At 60.1% G+C, this 421-nt stretch carries 1 protein-coding gene; it reads right to left on the bottom strand.

The window, feature by feature from the left end:
* A partial coding sequence (locus I6F36_RS39055; RefSeq protein ID WP_225173300.1) for a hypothetical protein occupies nucleotides 1–266 on the bottom strand: 266 nt, incomplete at its 3' end.
* Between the last annotated feature and the right edge of the window lie 155 nt (nucleotides 267–421).

The following is a 421-nucleotide window of genomic DNA, read 5'->3' as shown; positions in this document are numbered from 1 at the left end:
ATAGCTATGGAAAAATCGCGCCGGACTGTCGGTTGTCCAATCTTAGCGGGCAGCTTCTCGATTTCGCGTTCGCGCGCTTCCTCGCTCCCGTGCCCTACACCGGCATCAAAGGCGCGCGCCGCCTGCTCCAGCAATTGCTTCTTGCAGGCATAGCTCTTGTTCACGTGAGCCTCATAGCGCTTGCCAGATCGGCCACCGGCGCCTGCTCCCGCCGCGGCTTCCCGGGCGACCTTTGCCTTCACTGCCGCGTCGATCTTGTGTCTCAATCTTTCTCATCAAGCGTCCCGTCCATCCAACGCAGCAGTCCCTTCCAACTAAGCACATAGTCCCAAATGAGAGTCCATTTCAAGAACGCTCCACCGCCTGGATCACACCGCGCCCGGCCGCGTCGATCGCGACCGCGACTGATTGCACGATCTGT

Source organism: Bradyrhizobium sp. BRP19 (assembly GCF_020194195.1).
Lineage (GTDB): Bacteria > Pseudomonadota > Alphaproteobacteria > Rhizobiales > Xanthobacteraceae > Bradyrhizobium > Bradyrhizobium yuanmingense.
Note: the sequence above shows the minus strand (reverse complement) of the source record. Positions and strands in the feature narration are given on the sequence as shown.